Raw genomic sequence first — 16,348 nt, 5'->3', positions numbered from 1 at the left:
CCTCAGCTGACGGTGCCCTCGGAGGGCACCTGGGTCGCGCTGAGCACCACGTGGTCGACCAGGCCGTAGTCCTTGGCCTCCGCGGCGGTGAACCAGCGGTCGCGGTCGGAGTCCTTCTCGATCTGGTCGAGGGACTGGCCGGTGTGCTCGGCGATCTTCTCGGCGAGCTGCTTCTTCACGTAGAGCATCTGCTCGGCCTGGATCTTGATGTCGGAGGCGGTGCCGCCGATGCCGCCGGACGGCTGGTGCATCATGATCCGCGCGTGCGGGAGGGCGTAGCGCTTGCCCTCGGTGCCCGCGCAGAGCAGGAACTGCCCCATCGAGGCGGCCAGCCCCATGCCGACCGTCACGATGTCGTTCGGGACGTACTTCATGATGTCGTAGATCGCCATTCCGGCGGTGACGGAGCCGCCGGGCGAGTTGATGTAGAGGGTGATGTCGCGGCGTCCGTCCTCGGCGGACAGCAGCAGCAGCTCGGCGCAGATGCGGTTGGCGATGTCGTCGTCGACCTGCTGGCCGAGGAAGACGATGCGCTCACGCAGCAGGCGCTGGAAAAGGTGGTCGCCCAGAGGCAGCAGGGGCGCTTCCGCGACCCGCGCCTGGATCCGCGACGACTCGTCGAAAGTCGGAGGCATGCTCACCGGTGTTCCTCCGGTCCTTTTATCGGTTCGGATGCTTGGACATTAACGCGCCCCGGACCCCGCTTAAGCCGGGAGGGGCGCCTTTTCGCTGGGGGCGTACCCGGCGGACGGCCGCGCGCCGGTCAAGACCCAGCAAAGGGGAACGCCCCGCGCCCCCGGTAGCCGGGGATGCGGGGCGTTCCACACGTTCGCGTCAGGCGTCCTTCTTTGCCTCGGCGTCGCCCGCGTCGGCCTCGGCCTCGGCGTCGGCGTTGGCGGCTTTGGCCTGCTCGACGTCGGCGCGGTCGGCGTCGGCCGCGTCGGCGGCGCCGTCCGCGATCTCCTGCGCCTCGTCGGCGGCCGCGGCCTCGGCGTCGTCGGCCGAGGGCACCTCGACGGTCTCGCCGGACTGGCCGTCGAGCTCGCGCCGGATCGCCTCGACGTCGAGCTCGTTGCCCGACTCGTCCTTGATCGTGACGTGCTCGACGATCAGGTTGAGCGCCTTGCTGCGCAGCACCTCGGACACGATCGCCGGGAGCTGGTTGTTCTGCGTGAGGTACTCGGCGAGCTGCTGCGGGGCCACGCCCATCTGCATCGCCTGGGTGACGACGTACTCGCTGAGCTCCTCGTTCTCGACGCCCAGCTCCTCCTGGACGGCGAGCTGGTCGAGGAGGAAGCCGCCCTTGACCGCCAGGCGGGCGGCGTCGGCGACGTCGGAGTCGAACTGCTCCTCGGTCTTCTCCTCGTCGGCGAGGAAGGCCTCCTTGGTCAGGCCCGACATCTGGAGCTGCTGCTCCAGCTGCTGGTTGCGACGGTTGATCTCCTCCTCGACCACCTTGTCGGGCAGCGGGATCTCGACCTTCTCCAGCAGGGCCTCGAGGGCCTTGTCGCGCGCGTCGGAGAGCTGCTGCATCTTGACCTGGCGTCCCAGCCGGGTCTCGACGTCGGCGCGCAGCTCCTCGATGGTGTCGAACTCGCTGGCCATCTGGGCGAACTCGTCGTCCAGCTCCGGCAGGTTCTTGACCTTGACGCTCTGCACGGTGACCGTGATCTCGGCCTCCTCGCCGGCGCGCTCGCCGCCCACCAGCGTGCTGGTGAAGGTCGCGCTCTCCTCGGCGGACAGGCCGACCAGCGCGTCGTCGAGGCCCTCGACGGCGCCCTTGCTGCCGACCTCGTAGGAGTAGCCGCTGGTGCCGGCGTCCTCGATGTTCTCGCCGTCGATCACCGCGGCCAGGTCGATGGTGGCGAAGTCGCCGTCCTCGATCGGGCGCTCGGCGGTGGTCAGCGAGGCGAAGCGCTCGCGCAGGTTGCCGATGGTCTCGTCGATCTGCTCGCCGGTGACCTCGGCGTCGTCGACGGTGACCTCGAGGCCGTCGTAGTCGGGCACCTCGAACTTGGGCCGGATGTCGACCTCGGCGGTGAAGGCGAACTGCTTGCCGTCGTCGAGCTCGGTCACCTCGACGTCGGGCTGGCCGAGGACGAAGATCTCGGTCTCCTCGACGGCGCGGCCGTAGAGCTCGGGAAGCGCGTCGTTGACCGCCTCCTGGAGGACCGCGCCCCGGCCGACGTACTTGTCGATCAGCGGGGCGGGAACCTTGCCGGGCCGGAAGCCCTTGATCCGCACCTGCTGCGAGATCTCCTTGTACGCCTTGTCGAGGTTCGGCTTGAGCTCGTCGAACGGAACCTCGACGGTGAGCTTGACCCGAGTGGGGGTCAGCTCCTCGACATCGGTCTTCACTGGGGTAGGTCTCCTTGATCGGGCGCTGTCTCGGCCGACGGCGTTCGACGCGTGCTCAGCCAGTCAGTCTCTGGGGGCGCGGGCACGCCGAAATACGGCTCCGCGCCTTCGCGCGCCCAAGTCTATGGGGTACGGACGGCGTCTGAGGCCATCGAAGGCCCAGAACCTTCCCATCCTCCCCGCCCGGTGCAGTGGATCATGTGACCAATGTGTTGCGTGGTAGTGACAATTCGCACACGCGCGACCATAATTCAGCGGAATGAACGGGATAGTTGCGGCCTTCGCGGCGACCGGGCTGTATTACGTCGGCTTCGCGATCTTCAAGCTCGCCGCCGACCGCATGGAGCCTGTACGCGCCAACCGGCTCCCGCACATGGTCTGGGTGATCCTCACCAACTGGATCTTCCTGGCGGGCCTCGCGCTGGTCCTGGGCGGTCTCGGCCTGCAGATCCTCGCGCTCACCAAGCTGTCGCTGGGCATCGCGGTCCCCATCTTCATGTCCGGGGTGCTGCCCCTGCTCGTGATCGCGATGATCTTCTTCGGCGACCGGCTGACGCCGCGCGAGTGGCTGAGCCTGGCGCTGATCGGGACGGCGGTCGGGCTGCTGACGCTCTCGGTGGGGCGGCCGCCGCCGATCGAGGCGGTCGACGTCCCGACGTGGAAGATGGCGGTCGTGGTCGTCCCGGCGATCGTCGTCCCGCTCCTGATCAACATGTTCGGCGACCACCGTCCCGACGGCCGGCACGCCCGGCCGGTGACCGGCATCGCCTACGGCCTGAGCTCGGGCTTTCCCGTCGGCACGGCCGAGCTGGCGATCAAGGGCTGGAGCGACTCCAGCTCGCAGGGCCTGGGCGTGCTCTCCACGCCCTACCCGTACGTCACGGTCGCCGCGGCCGCGCTCGGCTTCGGCATCATGGTCGCGGGCTTCCAGCGCTGCCGCGTCTCGATCGTCGCCGCCGTGATGACCGTGGCCGCCAAGTCCTACCTGCTGGTGATGGGCGCGTTCATGTACGCCGAGCCGTGGCCCAGCGACACCTCCCACTTCGCGATGCGGATGGGCGCGCTGGCACTCGCCGCGCTCGCCGTCGCGCAGTTCCCCCGGCACCGGCCCCTCGGCGAGGGCCCGGTGCCCGCGCCCGAGGCGGTCCCGCCGGTGCAGGACGTGTTCGGTAGCCGGATCCCCCGGCCGCGCGCGCCACTGGCCCCGCTGGCCGAGCCGCCCCTCGCGGCCCCGCACCCGCCTCCTCAAACGCCCACGCCCACGCCGTATCGCGGCGATCCACTCGGCCGCGGCCCCTACGGTCACTACGACTCGGGCAACCCGACCGAGAACGATCAACGTTAAAGCGAACGCATGTGTGCGCCGCCGCGCTCCGCGCGACGGCGCACAAATGTGTGTTCGGCCTCGGCCGCGAAGGAGCGACCCGCGTGTCGCTCCTCCGGCTCCGAGCGCGACGTCGCGCTCGAGCGCGGCGGCGCACACATGCGTTGTTTGACCTCGGCCGCGCGGGAGCGGCACGCGGGTTGCCCCTCCGGTTCCGAGCGCGCCGCCGCGCTCAGCGCGACGGCGCACACATGCGTTGTTCGGCCTCGGCCGCGAAGGAGCGGCACGCGGGTTGCTCCTTCGGTTCCGAGCGCGACGTCGTCTGTGGGTGATGGACGCGGTGCGGCTCCCGTTCCCGCCCGGCCTCGGCCGGGCGGGGTTGACGGGCGTCAGCGGGTGAGCGTCGCCGGGCGTGTTAGCGGCGGCGCTTGCGGTCTTCGTTGGCGGGCAGGCCCTTGTCCAGGCCCGCGCGCCTGAGGGCGTCGGCCATGGCGCCGCTCGCGCCGGAGCCGCCCCCTCCCGAGTTGCGGTTGCCCTTGGGCTGGCCTCCCTTGGGCTGGCCCTCCTTGGACTGGCCGCCCTTGGGCTGGTCGGCGTTCCGGCCGCCGCCCTTGCCGCGGTTGCCGGAGCCGCCGCCGCGAGGCTGGCGGGGCTTGCGGTCGTCGGCGTTCCGCGGCTGCTTGGGCGCGGGCTCCTCGTCCAGGCGGAGCGTCAGGGAGATCCGCTTGCGCTGGAGGTCGACGTCCTGCACCTTGACCCGGACGATGTCGCCGGGCTTGACGACGTCGCGGGGGTCCTCGACATAGGAGTCCGACATCGCCGAGATGTGGACGAGGCCGTCCTGGTGGACGCCGACGTCGACGAACGCGCCGAAGGCCGCGACGTTGGTGACCACGCCCTCCAGGATCATCCCGGTCTGGAGGTCGGCGAGCTTGTCGACGCCCTCCTTGAACGCGGCGGTCTTGAACGCCGGACGCGGGTCGCGGCCCGGCTTCTCCAGTTCCGACAGGATGTCGGTGACGGTCGGGAGGCCGAAGGTGTCGTCGACGAAGTCGGCCGGCTTCAGCGAGCGCAGCGCGGCGGTGTTGCCGATCAGCCCCGTCACGTCGCTGTTGGCGGCGTCCATGATGCGGCGCACCACGGGGTAGGCCTCGGGGTGGACGGCGGACGCGTCGAGCGGGTCGTCGCCCCCGGGGATGCGCAGGAAGCCCGCGCACTGCTCGAACGCCTTGGGACCGAGCCGCGCGACCTCCTTGAGCCCCGTCCGCGCGCGGAACGGGCCGTTGGCGTCGCGGTGGGCCACGATGCTCGCGGCCAGGCCCTCGCCGATGCCCGAGACCCGGGTCAGCAGCGGCGCCGAGGCGGTGTTGACGTCCACGCCGACCGCGTTCACCGCGTCCTCGACGACGGCGTCCAGCGAGCGGGAGAGCTTCACCTCGGAGATGTCGTGCTGGTACTGGCCGACCCCGATCGACTTGGGGTCGATCTTGACCAGCTCGGCCAGCGGGTCCTGGAGGCGGCGCGCGATCGAGACGGCGCCGCGCAGCGAGACGTCCAGGTCGGGCAGCTCGCGGGAAGCGTAAGCCGAGGCCGAGTACACCGACGCCCCGGCCTCCGAGACCATGATCTTGGTGAGCTTCAGGTCGGGGTGCCGGGAGATCAGGTCGGCGGTCAGCTTGTCGGTCTCGCGGGACGCGGTGCCGTTGCCGATGGCGACCAGGTCGACCTTGTGGGCGCGGGCGAGCCCGGCCAGGGTCTCGATGGACTCGTCCCACCGGCGTCTGGGCTCGTGCGGGTAGATGGTGTCGGTCGCCAGCACCTTGCCGGTGCCGTCGACGATCGCGACCTTCACACCGGTGCGCAGGCCGGGGTCGAGGCCCATGGTCGCGCGGGTGCCCGCGGGCGCGGCCAGCAGCAGGTCGCGCAGGTTGGCGGCGAACACCCGGACGGCCTCGTCCTCGGCCTCCTGCCGCAGCCGGGTGCGCAGGTCGATGCCGAGGTGGACCAGGATGCGGGTGCGCCAGGCCCAGCGGACGGCCTCGCCCAGCCAGCGGTCGGCCGGGCGTCCCTGGTCGCGGACGTCGAAGCGGCGCGCGATCTCGGCCTCGAACGAGGTGCGCGCGGACGGGTCGTCCGCCCCCTCCTCGGGTTCGAGGTCGAGCTCGAGGACCTCCTCCTTCTCCCCGCGGAACAGCGCGAGGATCCGGTGCGAGGGCAGCTTGGCGAACGGCTCGGAGAAGGCGAAGTAGTCGGAGAACTTGGCCCCGGTCTCCTCCTTGCCCTCCCTGACCTTGGAGATGACGCGGCCCCGCGTCCACATCCGCTCGCGCAGGGCGCCGATGAGGTCGGCGTCCTCGGCGAACCGCTCGACGAGGATCGCGCGGGCGCCCTCCAGCGCGGCGGCCGCGTCGGCGACTCCCTTGACCTCGTCCACGTACGGCGCGGCGGCGGCCTGCGGCTCGTGGGACGGGTCGGCGAGCAGCAGCTCGGCCAGCGGCTCGAGGCCGGCCTCGCGGGCGATCTGGGCCTTGGTGCGGCGCTTGGGCTTGTACGGGAGGTAGATGTCCTCCAGCCGCGCCTTGGAGTCGGCCGCCACGATCTGGGCACGCAGCTCGCCGGTGAGCTTGCCCTGCGAGTCGATCGACTCCAGGATCGCGGCGCGGCGCTCGTCCAGCTCGCGCAGGTAGCGCAGCCGCTCTTCGAGGGCGCGCAGCTGGGTGTCGTCGAGCGCGCCGGTCGCCTCCTTGCGGTAGCGGGCGATGAACGGGACGGTGGAACCGCCGTCGAGCAGGTCGACGGCTACCCTGACCTGGCCCTCCCTGACGCCGAGCTCGTCGGCGATCCGCTGGGTGACCGGCAGGACGGCGGACGCGCCGCCCGGCTCGGCCTGGTCGCTGGATGTCTGGCTCATGGACGCTGTCACGGTCTCGATTCGCTTTCTCCCCTGGGTATCGCCGTTGCATTGTCCAGGTATCCGGGCCGCTTGTCGCGTCAGGTGGAGCTTCCTCCACCCCTGTTCTCGCCGCGAGTGGGGTTAGGTCCACTGCCCCCCAGGTCACGGGGGCGACAAAATGGGGACACGTCGTGATCGAGCTTGGGAGGACCGGTGGACTTTGGTGAGCGTCTCGGGGAGGCGACCCGTGCCGGCCTCCTCACCGGGCTCCGCGGGCTGATCCAGGCCGCGGTCGGGCTGGCGGCGGGCGTCCCGCTGTTCGTCCTGTCGGTGGTGTCGATCGCGTTGATGCCGATCGGCGTCGGTTTCGTGCTGGCACCGGCGGCGCTGCTGGCACTGCGCGGGTTCGCCACGTTGCAGCGCACGTGGGCCTCGGAGTGGTCCGGCGTGGCGATCCCGTCCCCCTACCGGCCCGAGCCGGACGCCGCGCAGCTCTCCTGGCGGCGCCTGAAGTGGCTGTACGGCGACCCGGCCACCTGGCGCGACCTGCTCTGGTCGATCGTGAACATCCCGGTGGTGATGCTGCTCGGCCTGCTGCCGGCGTCCCTGATGGTCTACGGGCTCGAAGGGGTGGTCGTGGTGCCCTGGCTCAGCCAGATCACCGCCTACGGCTGGGGCCCGTTCTGGCCTCTGGAGGACTGGGGCGCGGTCGGGATCGTCGGGAGCATCGCGCTGGGCATCCCGCTGATGCTGCTGGGGATCGTCGGCGGGCCGTCGATCCTCAAGGGCCACGCGCTGTTCTGCCAGTCGCTGCTCGCCCCGACCCGTGCGGCGCTGGCCCGGCGCGTCCACGTCCTGACCGAGTCGCGGTCGGAGACGGTGGACGCCTCGGCCGCCGAGCTGCGGCGCATCGAGCGCGACCTGCACGACGGCGCCCAGGCGCGGCTGGTGGCGCTCAGCATGAACATCGGGCTGGCCCAGGAGCTGATGAAGCAGGACCCGGCCGCCGCGCAGGAGCTGCTCAGCGAGGCGCGCTCGGCCAGCGGGCAGGCGCTGACCGAGCTGCGCGACCTGGTGCGCGGCATCCACCCGCCGGTGCTGGCCGAGCGGGGGCTGGACGGCGCGGTCCGCGCGCTGGCGCTGTCGGTGCCGCTGCCCATCGACGTCCGGATCGAGCTGCCGGGACGTCCCGACGCGCCGGTGGAGTCGGCGGGCTACTTCGCGGTCGCCGAGGTGCTGGCCAACATCGCCAAGCACAGCGGGGCGCAGCGGGCCTGGATCCAGATCGAGCACCGGCGCGGCGCGCTGGTGATGATCGTCGGCGACGACGGGATCGGCGGTGCCGACCCGCACGGCGGCAGCGGTCTGCGCGGCATCGAGCGCAGGCTGGCCGCCTTCGATGGGACGATTGCGGTGACAAGTCCTTCTGGGGGCCCGACCGTCGTGACCATGGAGTTGCCGTGCGCGTTGTCATCGCCGAAGACCTCGCCCTCCTCAGGGACGGCCTGATCCGCCTGCTGGAGGCGTTCAAGTTCGAGGTCGTCGAGGCCGTCGACAACGGGCCCTCCCTGGTGCGCGCGCTCCTCAACCACCGTCCGGACGTCGCGGTGGTCGACGTGCGCCTGCCCCCGACCTTCACCGACGAGGGGTTGAAGGCGGCCCTGGAGGCGCGCAAGGAGATCCCGGGCCTTCCCGTCCTGGTGCTCTCGCAGCACGTGGAGCAGCTCTACGCGCGCGAGTTGCTGTCCGACAGCTCCGGCGGCATCGGTTACCTGCTGAAGGACCGGGTGTCGGACGTGAGCCAGTTCGTCGACGCGGTCCGCCGGGTGGCGGGCGGCGGCACGGCGCTCGACCCCGACGTGGTGGCCCAGCTCCTCACCCGCCGGGCCCGCGAGGAGCCGCTCCAGGCCCTGACCCCCCGCGAGCGCGAGGTGCTGGGGCTGATGGCCGAGGGCCGCTCGAACGCGGCGATCGCGTCCGCCCTGTTCGTCACCGAGAAGGCCATCAGCAAGCACACCAACAGCATCTTCGGCAAGCTCGGCCTCCCCCAGTCCGAGGACGACAACCGCCGCGTCCTGGCCGTCCTGGCCTACTTGGGGACGTAGGCCGGGACGGTGGGATCGGATCAGCGGGTCCAGAGGGGGATGAGGCGCTCGGCGTCCTTGGGGGCCATCGCGCAGGCGTCCTCTGGGGTGATCTCGTCGGGGTTGTAGACCTTGGCCCCGGCGGGCGCGGTGACCAGTGCGGTGAAGCCGTCGTCGGCCGCGGTCAGCCGGCGCGGGGCGTCGGCGGGCATCACGACGGTGTCGCCCGCGGCGACGTCGAAGGTCCGGCCGTCCAGGGCGATGGTGGCCTGGCCGCCGAGGAAGGTCCACACGGTCTCGGCGTCGAAGGCGTGGAACGGGCCAACGCGTCCGGGCTTCATGTCGACGTGCCACACCGCCGTCGCCGCGCCGCCCTGGGTGGGCGAGGCCAGCGTGGTCATGACGGCGTTGGGGGTCTCGGTGCGACGGCGCTCAGCGCTGCGGATGACTGTCATCTGGGCTGCTCCCGGTTAGAATCGTCAACGTGGTTGTCCATATAGTCAACGAGGTTGTCTTTTATGTCAAGTGATCTTTCCGGCGCTCCCGGGTTCGAGCTGCCGCTGCGGATGTTCCTGGGATTCCGGGTGATCATCGACGAGCTGCACGAGGAGCTGGCCCGGCAGGGCCATCCCGACCTGCGGCCCATGCACGGCTTCGTCTTCCAGGCCATCGGCCCGGACGGCACCACGGCGGTGGAGCTCGCGCGGCGGCTGGGTGTCTCCAAGCAGGCCGCGGGCAAGACGGTCGACTCCCTGGAGCGGCTCGGCTACGTCGAGCGGACCTCGGACCGGCGGGACGCCCGGCGCAAGATCGTCCGGCTGACCGAGCGCGGGGTCGACTCGCTGGTGCGGTCCGAGCGGATCTTCGACCAGATCCGGGAGCGCTGGGCCCTGGAGCTGGGCGCCGAGCGGATGCGGGCCATGGAGGCCGACCTGCGCCGCATGACGCCCGCCGAGCCGATCCGGCTGGACATGCCCGGATGGTTCTCAGGGGCCTGAACGAGTTTCATACGGGGGTCGCCGTACGTCCGCAGGCCGCCGGGCAGACCACCGGATGGACCGTTCGAACGCATGCCGAAAGCCCTTGTGAAGGCCCATCGGCGCGGTTACCATCGCTCCAATTCTTAGGAAACTTTCCTAAGAATGATTCTTCCATTGGGTTCGGGGGACGGACTGAACGGAGAGTCATGTCCATACCTTCGCGACGGGCGCTCGGCCTCGCCTCGGCCGTGACGATCGCGCTGGCCGGGACCGTCTTCGCGGCTCCCCAGGCATCGTCGGCGGCGTCAACGGTCACCGCGACCTGCGTCAAGACCTCCGACTGGGGGACGGGTTTCGAGGGCAAGTGCACGATCAAGAACGGCACCCGGGCGGCGATCCAGGGCTGGAAGGTCGAGTTCGACCTGCCCGCGGGGACGTCCATCGGCTCCACCTGGGACGCCACCAAGACCGTGGCGGGCAACCACTACACCTTCACCAACGTCGGCTGGAACGGCGCGCTCGCCCCCGACGCCTCGGTCGGCTTCGGGTTCGGCGGCAGCGGCCCCGGCTGGATCGCCGGATGCAAGGTCAACGGCGGCGCCTGCGACGGAACCGGCGGCCCCGGCGATGACGCCGAGGCCCCGTCGGCGCCCGCGAGCCTGCGCACGACCGCCAAGTCCTCGTCCAGCGTCTCGCTCGCTTGGAACGCTTCGACGGACAACGTCGGCGTCACCGGGTACGACGTGTACCGCGGCGACACCAAGGCCGAGACGGTGACCGGCACCAGCGCCGTCGTCACCGGCCTGTCCCCCAAGACCGCCTACGGCTTCACGGTCAGGGCCCGTGACGCGGCGGGCAACACCTCCGCGGCCTCGAACGCGGTGAGCGTGACCACCGACGAGGGCCAGACCGGCCCAGGCGGCGACAAGATCATCGGCTACTTCGCCCAGTGGGGCGTCTACCAGCGCGGCTACCACGTCAAGAACATCGACACCAGCGGCTCGGCCGCGAAGCTGACCCACATCAACTACGCGTTCGGCAACGTCCAGAACGGCCAGTGCACCATCGGCGACGCCTACGCCGACTACGACCGGTTCTACAACGCGGGCGAGAGCGTGGACGGCCAGGCCGACACCTGGGACGCCGGCTCCCTGCGCGGCAGCTTCAACCAGCTGCGCAAGCTGAAGAAGAAGCACCCGCACATCAAGGTGCTGTGGTCGTTCGGCGGCTGGACCTGGTCGGGCGGCTTCGGGCAGGCCGCCGCCAACCCCGCCGCCTTCGCCGAGTCGTGCCACAAGCTGGTCGAGGACCCGCGCTGGGCGGACGTCTTCGACGGCATCGACATCGACTGGGAGTACCCCAACGCCTGTGGTCTGACCTGCGACAGCAGCGGACCCGCCGCGTACCGCAACCTGATGGCCGCGCTGCGCGCCAAATTCGGCTCGGGCAACCTGGTCACCTCGGCCATCACCGCAGACGGCACGACGGACGGCAAGCTGGACAAGGCCGACTACGCCGGCGCCGCCCAGTACGTCGACTGGTACCTGCCGATGACCTACGACTACTTCGGCGCCTGGGACGCCGACGGCCCGACCGCTCCGCACTCCCCGCTCGGCTCCTACAGCGGCATCCCGATCCCCGGGTTCCACTCCGAGCAGACCATCGCCAAGCTCAAGTCCATGAACGTTCCCGCGAACAAGCTGCTCCTGGGTATCGGGTTCTACGGGCGGGGCTGGAAGGGCGTCACGCAGAAGGAGCCCGGCGGCACGGCCACCGGCGCCGCGCCCGGCACCTACGAGGCGGGCATCGAGGACTACAAGGTGCTCAAGGGCCGCTGCCCGTCCAACGGGACGGTCGCGGGAACGGCCTACGCGCACTGCGGCGACCAGTGGTGGAGCTACGACACCCCGTCCACCATCGGCGGCAAGATGACCTACGCCAGGAACCAGGGTCTCGGCGGCTCCTTCTTCTGGGAGCTCAGCGGCGACACCACCGGCGGCGAGCTGATCTCCGCCATCAAGAACGGCCTCGGCTGACCGCTGCGGCCAAGGCTGACAGGCGGGGCCCCGACCGGATAACCCCCGGTCGGGGCCCCGCCCCTCTCGTGTCCGGGTTCAGCCCAGGGTGTAGCCGCCGTCGATGGTGAGGACCTGCCCGGTGACGTAGTTGTTGGCCATCAGGAACAGGGCGGCGGACGCGGCCTCCTCGGGCGTCCCGAAGCGGCCCAGCAGGCTTCCCGCGCCCGCCGCCGCCACCGCCTCGTCGGAGTCGAGACCCATCGCGCCGCGTGCGAGCGGGGTGTCGACGACGCCGTACCGGACGGTGTTGACCCGCAGCCGCCGGGGCCCGAACTCGACGGCCAAGGCCCGGGTCATCCCCTCGACGGCGCCGATCACCGCCATGGCGCCGCTGAGGTTGGGGACGGGACGCGGCAGGTAGGCGCCCGAGCTCAGCGTGATCGAGCCGCCCGGGGACATGCGTCCGGCCGCCAGCCGCGCGGCCGCCAGGGCACCCCAGACGCGGGTGTCGAAGCCCGAGCGGACGACGTCCCTGGACAGCTCGTCCACGGGGGCGACGCCGGGCATCTCGCCCGCGGTGACCAGGACGTGGTCGACGGCTCCGGCCTTGTCGAAGACCTGGGCGAGCGCGTCCTCGTCGCCGCCGTCGGCGGAAAGGCCGAGCACGGAATCGGGGGCCGCCCCGGCGGCGCGGACGCGGTCGGCGGCGGCGTCCAGGCGGCCCGGGTCGCGGCCGACGAGGATCACGCGGGCGCCGAGCGTGCCGAGCATCGTCCCGGCGGCCAGGCCGATGCCCGAGCTGCCGCCGACGATGACGACCGTCCCGCCCGCGAGGGCCTGGGGCAGGGGTGAACGGGACGGGACGGGGGCGATCGTGGTCATGGCGTGCTCCTCAGAAATAAACCATCCGGTTGGATTAGACGGTGGCACGGCGCGGGCCGGGAAGTCAACCGGATGGTTTAATCGATCCATGGCGTACGACGCGGAGGCGACCCGGCGGCGGATCTTCGAGGCCGCCACGGCCGAGTTCGCCGAGCACGGCCTGGCGGGCGCCAGGATCGAGCGGATCGCCGTGGCCGCGCGGGCCAACAAGCAGGCGATCTACCTCTACTACGGCGGCAAGGACAAGCTGTTCGGCGCCGTCGTCCGCGCCAAGCTGGAGGAGATCTGCCACTCGGTCGCCCTCACGCCCGACGCGCTGCCCGAGGCCGCCGGACGGCTGTTCGACTGGTACCAGGAGCATCCCGAACTGGTCAGGCTGCTGCTCTGGGAGGCTCTGGAGTCGGGCGAGGGCCCCATCGAGGGCGAGGAGCCGCGGACCGAGGCGTACCGAGGCCACGTCCGCGACCTGGTCGCCGCGGGAGTGGGCGAAGGAGCCGACGAGCCCGTCCACGTCGCCCAGAACTGGCTGTTCACGGTGCTGGGGCTGGTCGCGTGGAACTTCGCCGCCCCGCAACTGCGGCGCATGGTGCTGGACGAGCCCGACGAGAAGGCGGCCGTCGCGCGCCGCCGCGAGGCCGTCGTGGAGATGGCGCGGGTCCTCGCCCAGACGATCAGGTGACGTCGCCCCCGGCCCGGCGCAGCACGTCCCGCGCGCGGGTCTCCCCGGCGGTGTTGCCCAGGCTGCGGTAGATCTCCAGGGCCTGGGCCGCCGGGCCCCGCGCCCGCTCGGGACGGCCCGCGTCCAGCAGCACCTCGGCCAGCGTCCGACGGCTGCGGGCCTGCCACCAGCGGTCACCGAGCTCGTCGAACGCCTCCAGCGCCCGCCCGACCGCGGCGGCCGCCTCGTCGTGGCGGCCGAGCCGTCCCAGCGCCCGGCCCTCGGAGATCATCGACCGGGCGACGCCCCACGTGTCGCCCAGCCCCTCCAGCATCTGCTCGGCCTGCCGGACGAAGTTCAGCTCCCGCAACCCGTTGCGCGGGTCGCCGACCTCGCCCGCCGCCCGCAGGCACCGGGCCTCCTCCCACTGCTCGTGCCGGAGCCGGAACGCCTCGGCCGCGCGTTCAAGGACGGGCGCGGCCAGGCCGTACTTCACCTCGGCGTCACGGTGCCGCCCCTCGGCCCGCATCCGGCGCGCCTCGGCCGCGAGCACCTCCCCGAGCGCCCGCAGCGACTGCGCCTCGGAGTACCGGTTGCCGTTGCGGTGGAACACCTCGACGGTCTGTTCGAGCAGCTCGCGCGCCTCCTGGTAGCGGCGCTGGGCGAGCCTCAGCTCGGCCAGGTTGCGCTGCGTGCGGGCGTGCCACCACTGGTCGCCCTCGGCCTCGAAGACCGCGATGGCCTCCAGCAGGAAGCGCTGCCCCTCGTCGATGTTGCCGGCGTCGCGCAGGCTCATTCCGACCGCGCGCAGCGCCCTGGCCCGCCACCACGTCTCGCGCAGCCGCTCGAAGATCTCCAGTGCCGCGCGGGCGTCGGCCTGCGCCCGGTCCATCTGGCCGAGGCCGCCCTCCACCGACGCGCGTTCCATCAACGCGATCGCCAGCGACCGCTCGTCGTCCAGCCGCAGCGCCGCCGCGTGCGTCAGGTCGGCCACCGCGCGCCACTCCTGCCAGAAGATCCGCAGCGAGTGGAACAGCGAGCACGCCGCGCGTCCCAGCCTCCAGACCACGCCCCACATCTCGCGCTCGGCGGCCTGGTCGACCATCGCGAGCAGCGCCAGGCGCTCGCTGCTGAGCCAGTCGTTGGCCGTGTACCCGGGACGGGGCGCCGTGCGCGGCCCCGCCTGGCGGTGCCAGTCCTGCGGCCACCGCTCGGCCGCCGCGGCCTCCGCCCGCTCCCGGTAGCCGTCCAGCACCCGCTCGATCGGGGAGCGCCGCTCGGCCTCGGAGTCCTGCTGCTCGGACCGCTCCCGCGCGTAGAGCCGGACGAGGTCGTGCAGCCGGTACCGCATCTCCCCCGTCGCGTCGGTGCCCGAGCACTCGACGAGCTGCGCGTCGACCAGCGCCTCCAGATGGTCGCCGCCTTCGAGGCCCGAGACGTCCAGCAGCGCGCCCGCCACCCAGCCCTGCACGTCGGGGGTGTTCAGCAGACCAAGGGCGCGCAGCAGCCGCCGCTGCGTCTGGCTGCAGTCGGCGTAGCTGAGCTGGAGGCTGGCCCGGACGCTGCTGTCGATGTTGCGCGCGACCTCCAGCTGGTCGAGCCGCCGCCTCTCGTCCCGCAGGCGGTCGCCCATCTCCCGGAGCGTCCAGCTCTCGCGCGCGGCCAGGCGCCCGCCGCAGATGCTGATGGCCAGCGGCAGCCGTCCGCACAGCTCCACGATCGCCGACGCCGCCTCCGGATCGGCCGCGACCCGCTGCCCGCCCGCCAGCCGTCCCAGCAGCTCCACCGCGTGCGACTCGGTGAACTCCTGGAGCCTGCGGTCGAAGGTGTTGCGCAGATAGAGCGGCTGCCGGGACGTCACCAGCACCGCGCAGCCGCCCGCCGGGGGCAGCAGCGCCTGCACCTGCTCACCGTCGCGCGCGTTGTCGAGGAGCACCAGCAGCCTGCGGCCGCGCGCCCACGTCCACCACAGCTTCTGCAGCTCCCGCAGGCCGCCCGGGTCGGTCGAGAGCCGCACGCCCAGCGCCAGCAGGAACCCGGTCAGCACCTCCTCGGGCCTGACCCGCGACCCCTCGTCCCCGCGAAGGTCGAAGTAGAGCTGCCCATCGGGGAACTCACCGGCGGCCTCGTGCGCGAACCTGGCCGCCAGCGCCGACTTGCCGACCCCGGCGGGTCCGTGCACCGACACCACCAGCGGCTCGTCGTCCGAGCGGGCCGCGAACGCCCGCCGCAGCTCGGCCAGCGACTGGCCGCGTCCCGTGAAGTGCGCGATCACCGGCGGCAGCTGGGCCGGGACGACCGTCGTCTCGATCGGCGGGCGCGTCCCCTCCTCCTCCAGCGACGGCTGCGCGATCCACGCCGCGAGCCCCGCCAGCACCGCCACACCGCCGGTCACCCCCAGCCGCGCCGAGTCGGAGATCGTCAGCACGTCCAGCGACATCGTCACCGCCGTGATGAGGACGGTCAGCCCTCCCACGAGCCAGGGTGCGGGAAACCGGGCCCTGCGTGACCGAGGAGCCTCGTCTCCAGCCATGCCCGTCCCTCCGCGCTCGGCGATCTACCCGCCAATAAGATCCCGTGCCGGAGCCCCCCGTTCCAAGACCTTTGGCCGGTGACTTCCCGCCCGCATCGTCCGCGAACGCGGCGGCGAGGACTCCCGAAACCTCTCCCACCAGTTGAAACGATCATCTGTTCACCCGGGCCTCCAGACGGGATGATGTTCCGAGCCGGGTCCCCCGCACCCTCCCGGCCGACCGCGTCAACCAACGAAGATCGGGACGGTAAGGGTTGATCGAGTCAACGAAGCTGACGAGCTGGTGGAAGGCCCTCCTCGAACAGGCCGCGGGCGCCCCGCCCACGATCAGGGCGCTCTGGTTCGGCCTGGCCGCCACCGACACCGGCTGGGACCTCTACGTCACGGGCTGCGACGTCTTCGACCCCGACGACGACCTGGGCGACTGGGCCTGCGACCCCACCTGGTGGCCCGACAACAACAGCGTCCCCCTCCCCGGCACCACCGAAGACCCCCTCGAACACGCCGCCAAACTCGTCTACGCCCTCTCCCCCGAAGAGTCCTGGCCCTCCCCCCTCCAAGGCATCGCCGTCGGCTACGACGACGGCGACTTCACCCTCGTCTGGACCACCTGACGCC

General features: G+C 71.6%; 13 protein-coding genes. 7 read left to right on the top strand and 6 right to left on the bottom strand.

Translation table 11 applies throughout. From position 1 onward, the window contains the following. Positions 1-2 precede the first annotated feature (2 nt). Both ACQPY4_RS11835 and tig read right to left on the bottom strand, forming a co-directional pair. Positions 3-635, bottom strand: coding sequence for a ClpP family protease (locus ACQPY4_RS11835; RefSeq protein ID WP_433338890.1), 633 nt, complete (start codon positions 633-635; stop codon positions 3-5). A gap of 199 nt (positions 636-834) precedes the next feature. Then, positions 835-2,358: a trigger factor gene (tig, locus tag ACQPY4_RS11830; protein ID WP_433335441.1), complete on the bottom strand. Its 1,524-nt coding sequence runs from the start codon at positions 2,356-2,358 to the stop codon at positions 835-837. Between the two features lie 259 nt (positions 2,359-2,617). Here tig and ACQPY4_RS11825 point away from each other — a divergent pair, with 259 nt between their 5' ends. Beyond that, entirely contained in the window at positions 2,618-3,703 is a 1,086-nt protein-coding gene (locus ACQPY4_RS11825) for a hypothetical protein (RefSeq protein ID WP_433335439.1), read from the top strand. A 394-nt stretch (positions 3,704-4,097) separates the two neighbouring features. On the opposite strand, the gene ACQPY4_RS11820 is transcribed toward ACQPY4_RS11825, so the two are convergent. Further along, positions 4,098-6,593: a Tex family protein gene (locus ACQPY4_RS11820; protein ID WP_433335437.1), complete on the bottom strand. Its 2,496-nt coding sequence runs from the start codon at positions 6,591-6,593 to the stop codon at positions 4,098-4,100. A 195-nt stretch (positions 6,594-6,788) separates the two neighbouring features. Here ACQPY4_RS11820 and ACQPY4_RS11815 point away from each other — a divergent pair, with 195 nt between their 5' ends. After that, positions 6,789-8,084: a sensor histidine kinase gene (locus ACQPY4_RS11815; protein ID WP_433335435.1), complete on the top strand. Its 1,296-nt coding sequence runs from the start codon at positions 6,789-6,791 to the stop codon at positions 8,082-8,084. Further along, positions 8,036-8,680 (top strand): LuxR C-terminal-related transcriptional regulator, encoded by a 645-nt coding sequence (locus ACQPY4_RS11810; protein ID WP_433335433.1) that lies wholly within the window; start codon positions 8,036-8,038, stop codon positions 8,678-8,680. The genes ACQPY4_RS11815 and ACQPY4_RS11810 overlap by 49 nt, the downstream gene beginning before the upstream one ends. Positions 8,681-8,700: 20 nt before the next feature. On the opposite strand, the gene ACQPY4_RS11805 is transcribed toward ACQPY4_RS11810, so the two are convergent. Further along, a complete protein-coding gene (locus ACQPY4_RS11805; protein WP_433335432.1) occupies positions 8,701-9,114 on the bottom strand; it encodes a cupin domain-containing protein in 414 nt (137 codons plus the stop codon). Positions 9,115-9,177: 63 nt separating this feature from the next. On the opposite strand from ACQPY4_RS11805, the gene ACQPY4_RS11800 reads away from it, so the two are divergent. Continuing rightward, on the top strand, positions 9,178-9,657 hold the full coding sequence (locus ACQPY4_RS11800) for a MarR family winged helix-turn-helix transcriptional regulator (protein ID WP_433335431.1): 480 nt from the start codon (positions 9,178-9,180) through the stop codon (positions 9,655-9,657). Positions 9,658-9,845: 188 nt separating this feature from the next. Further along, a complete protein-coding gene (locus tag ACQPY4_RS11795; protein WP_433335430.1) occupies positions 9,846-11,675 on the top strand; it encodes a glycosyl hydrolase family 18 protein in 1,830 nt (609 codons plus the stop codon). 78 nt (positions 11,676-11,753) lie between these two features. Here ACQPY4_RS11795 and ACQPY4_RS11790 read toward each other — a convergent pair whose 3' ends face one another. Beyond that, a complete protein-coding gene (locus ACQPY4_RS11790; protein ID WP_433335429.1) occupies positions 11,754-12,539 on the bottom strand; it encodes an SDR family oxidoreductase in 786 nt (261 codons plus the stop codon). An 88-nt stretch (positions 12,540-12,627) separates the two neighbouring features. On the opposite strand from ACQPY4_RS11790, the gene ACQPY4_RS11785 reads away from it, so the two are divergent. Then, positions 12,628-13,218 (top strand): TetR family transcriptional regulator, encoded by a 591-nt coding sequence (locus ACQPY4_RS11785; protein WP_433335428.1) that lies wholly within the window; start codon positions 12,628-12,630, stop codon positions 13,216-13,218. On the opposite strand, the gene ACQPY4_RS11780 is transcribed toward ACQPY4_RS11785, so the two are convergent. After that, positions 13,211-15,673, bottom strand: coding sequence for a tetratricopeptide repeat protein (locus ACQPY4_RS11780; protein ID WP_433335427.1), 2,463 nt, complete (start codon positions 15,671-15,673; stop codon positions 13,211-13,213). The genes ACQPY4_RS11785 and ACQPY4_RS11780 overlap by 8 nt on opposite strands. Positions 15,674-15,984: 311 nt before the next feature. Between ACQPY4_RS11780 and ACQPY4_RS11775 the strand changes: the two genes are divergently transcribed. Continuing rightward, entirely contained in the window at positions 15,985-16,344 is a 360-nt protein-coding gene (locus ACQPY4_RS11775) for a hypothetical protein (protein WP_433335426.1), read from the top strand. Positions 16,345-16,348: the final 4 nt, after the last annotated feature.

It is taken from the genome of Spirillospora sp. CA-294931, assembly GCF_050946795.1.
GTDB lineage: Bacteria > Actinomycetota > Actinomycetes > Streptosporangiales > Streptosporangiaceae > Spirillospora.
The sequence above is the reverse complement of the archived record's forward strand: the minus strand, read 5'-3'. Positions and strand labels throughout refer to the sequence as shown.

Bases quoted from the DNA above. Each gene is read 5' to 3' on its own strand.
- ACQPY4_RS11820 (WP_433335437.1), bottom strand. From the start codon at position 6,593: ATGAGCCAGACATCCAGCGACCAGGCCGAGCCGGGCGGCGCGTCCGCC.
- ACQPY4_RS11785 (WP_433335428.1), top strand. From the start codon at position 12,628: ATGGCGTACGACGCGGAGGCGACCCGGCGGCGGATCTTCGAGGCCGCC.
- ACQPY4_RS11825 (WP_433335439.1), top strand. From the start codon at position 2,618: ATGAACGGGATAGTTGCGGCCTTCGCGGCGACCGGGCTGTATTACGTC.
- ACQPY4_RS11835 (WP_433338890.1), bottom strand. From the start codon at position 635: ATGCCTCCGACTTTCGACGAGTCGTCGCGGATCCAGGCGCGGGTCGCG.
- ACQPY4_RS11805 (WP_433335432.1), bottom strand. From the start codon at position 9,114: ATGACAGTCATCCGCAGCGCTGAGCGCCGTCGCACCGAGACCCCCAAC.
- ACQPY4_RS11790 (WP_433335429.1), bottom strand. From the start codon at position 12,539: ATGACCACGATCGCCCCCGTCCCGTCCCGTTCACCCCTGCCCCAGGCC.
- ACQPY4_RS11795 (WP_433335430.1), top strand. From the start codon at position 9,846: ATGTCCATACCTTCGCGACGGGCGCTCGGCCTCGCCTCGGCCGTGACG.
- ACQPY4_RS11800 (WP_433335431.1), top strand. From the start codon at position 9,178: ATGTCAAGTGATCTTTCCGGCGCTCCCGGGTTCGAGCTGCCGCTGCGG.